This is a genomic window from Enterococcus sp., from assembly GCF_022711995.1.
Lineage (GTDB): Bacteria > Bacillota > Bacilli > Lactobacillales > Enterococcaceae > Enterococcus_D.
Genome location: NZ_JALAHI010000082.1, coordinates 1 through 3,068, shown reverse-complemented (window position 1 = coordinate 3,068; position 3,068 = coordinate 1). Strand labels below are relative to the sequence as shown.

The 3,068-nt window shown below is 37.4% G+C and carries 3 protein-coding genes; 2 read left to right on the top strand and 1 reads right to left on the bottom strand.

Annotated features, from left to right (window positions below):
• Window positions 1-56: 56 nt before the first annotated feature.
• Window positions 57-554 (top strand): matrixin family metalloprotease, encoded by a 498-nt coding sequence (locus tag Q0A12_RS07830; RefSeq protein ID WP_291292096.1) that lies wholly within the window; start codon window positions 57-59, stop codon window positions 552-554.
• Window positions 555-572: 18 nt separating this feature from the next.
• Window positions 573-1,259: a hypothetical protein gene (locus Q0A12_RS07825; protein ID WP_291292095.1), complete on the top strand. Its 687-nt coding sequence runs from the start codon at window positions 573-575 to the stop codon at window positions 1,257-1,259.
• A 546-nt stretch (window positions 1,260-1,805) separates the two neighbouring features.
• Here the strand turns inward: Q0A12_RS07825 and Q0A12_RS07820 are convergent.
• A partial coding sequence (locus tag Q0A12_RS07820) for a SpaA isopeptide-forming pilin-related protein (RefSeq protein WP_291292094.1) occupies window positions 1,806-3,068 on the bottom strand: 1,263 nt, incomplete at its 5' end.

Genomic DNA, 3,068 nt, shown 5'->3' with positions numbered 1-3,068 from the left:
TAAACGCTTACTTAATGTGTTAGTGTTGAGCTATAAAAATAAATGGAGGTTGTATCATGACAAAATTATTTTCGTCGCTATTATTATTTTCATTTAGTTTCTTTATTAGTACAGAGCACGCACTTGCTTACGTATTAAATAATCAAAATGTTGGCTATACCTGCCAATATAATAATTTGTCATCTGCTAATGGTTACACTGGGAACTTAAACAAAGCAACTGAGTGGAATTATCAAGGAGCAAGAGTATTTGTAAAATCTTCATCTTCTGGAAAAATTAATATCTATCAAGGCGTTGTCGACACTGCTAATGGTACTTATGGCGTTTGTTATTATAATACAAGTTCACAGAGTGACATACGTTACTATAAAGCATTTATTAACGCAAACACAGCAATCCGGAACGAAACCGTCGTTCATGAAGTTGGTCATGCAATAGGATTAAGCCATACACAATCTTCAAATAATACAAAATCAGTCATGCGCGAAACTGGGTTCAATAACAAAGCTTACCCATTATCTGATGATATTGCCGGCATGAATAAAAAATATTAAAAAAAGGAGCATCTATTAATGAAAAAAACTAAGATAGCCATCACTATTTTCAGTATGATTACCATTGGAATCATTGGATGGTATGCAAAAACTAGTTTAGATGACAACAAAAATTCGGATAGTGCAACCCAGCAAAAGATGCTCGATAACGGTATGGATGATCATATTTTTGGTAAGGAAATGTATCTTGATGCCAAGTTGGATGAATTCAATAATTTAGACGATGTTGAGAAAAAAACGGATGCGATTGTTATCGCAGAAAAAATTTCACAAGATGCACCAACTATTTTGTACGGTGTGGAGGGACGAATTGATATCGCCTATACACTTTCCACCTTTCAAGTAAAAAAAGTTGTTTCGAGTGAAGTCCTCAAATCCGGAGATACTTTTACAATGCTTGAAAATGAAGCGTATGATAAAAAACAAGATGTAACTTATCACATTGCCGGATATCATAGGATAAACCAAGGGCAGGACTATCTTCTCTTTTTGCAACAATCTGATACAGACCCTTATTACATTGTCACAGGCGTTAACTATGGAAAAGTTAATTTAGAAGAGAATGAAACTGACTATCCCAAAGAACTGAGAAAGGCAGACACAGAATATAGTAGGGAAATCCTCTCTAAATATGCCCATCAAGAAAATATTCGCGCAGATGCTAAACGTAAGTATGCCGAATTTATCGACGCATCAACCAAGTAAAAAGACCGCGCCACGCCTTACAGGTTTATGTAAAAAAATGAACTAGCAGTTAATTGGATCCTAGCAGCAAAGGCCATTCTTTGATTATGAATCACCTTGTTGGTAGGTCTTTAATACGGAAGAACGAATCAGAAAAGCTTGCTTCAGTCCCTATTAACGCTGAAAAATAGATAAAGGCCTCTTTATTTCTATCTTAGTATGTGCATCTGAAAAAATGCTGACCCGACTGATCAATCAAACCACCCGTCAATCTTTTCGCCGTTTCTTTCGAAAAAGCCCTCTCTCTCTCAACCAATGGCCAAGAGGGGGCTTTGCCTCGAGAAAATTGATAGAAGGGATTGTCCGTCTCATAGATCACATAGGTTGCGATCTTTTTTACGGTTACCAATGAGTTCATTCCATAACTGAAAAAAGCCAAACCAGCTAGGCAAAAACGCCTAACTGGTTTAGCAAAACGATTCATAAGACTTTTCAAAAGACGGATTAGGTTGTCAAAATACTTTAATAGAGGTGGAACCCCACTTCCTTAAAGACCTAATTTTTTATTCAGATTCTTTTCCTGACCAACCAAATCCCTGTAACACTCATAAGAAGGAATACGCCCAAGAAGGATAACCAAATATTACTTTCTTCACCCGTTTTTGGATATGATTTTGGTGAATACGTATTTGGGCTATAGCCTGAATTCGCTGGGTCTGCTGTCTTATCAGAACCTGTTGAATGATTCTTTTGAGTATTTAATTTGGTTAGTGTAATTGAGGATGTGACATCATCTATAGTAAAGTTAATCGGCGTATCATCTAATATATACCCTGTTGGTGCTTGGGTTTCAATTAACCGATAAACATCTTCTTTTAGTCCAGTAATCGTTACTATCCCATTCTTATCCGTGGTTAAATCTTCTTTGACTATATTTCCTTGAGAATCTATCAGTTTGAATTTTGCACCTTGTAGTAATTTATTGGTGCGAGAATCCCTTTTCTCAACTCTAACCGATTCAGCCCTCTCTTTATTGGATTTAGTTACCTCTTTTTGAGTAGGACGATTGCTTTTTACAGTAAATTTCACTGGAGTATTATCCAGAATATAATCTTCTGGTGCCTGAGTTTCAACTAGTTGATAGTCTCCTGGTTTTAAATTGTTAATCGCAAGTCTTCCATTACTATCGGTTTTTAAGTCTTTTAAGATCACATTACCATTGCTGTCTCTTAATTCAAAAACCGCCCCTACTAGTCGCTCACCAGTCTTAGAATCTATTTTATTCAATACAACAGATCCAGCAGTAGGTACATTGGTCTTTGATACTTGGACCGCTTCTTTTTGGCCTTTTTCTATCGCAAACTTCACTGGGGTTTGATCTATGTCATAACCTGTTGGTGCTTGGGTTTCTACAAATTGATAATCCCCAGGGGCTAATCCATCTACAGCTAGCTTGCCAGAGTTATCAGTTATGAGACCGCTTTGTAAGACCTTACCATCTTTATCTTGTAACTCGAAGACTGCTCCTTGTAAAACTTCGCCTGTTTTCGCGTCTGTTTTACTTAATACCACTCCACCCAGTGTCATTTTATTCACAGCTGTCACTTGGACTGCTTCTTTTTGGCCTTTTTCTATCGCAAACTTCACTGGGGTTTGATCTATGTCATAGCCTGTTGGCGCTTGGGTCTCTACAAATTGATAATCCCCAGGAGCCAGTCCATCTACAGTTAACTTGCCAGAGTTGTCGGTTATGAGGCCGCTTTGTAAGACATTGCCTTCTTTATCTTGTAGTTCGAAGACTGCTCCTTGTAAAACTTCACCTGTTTTCGC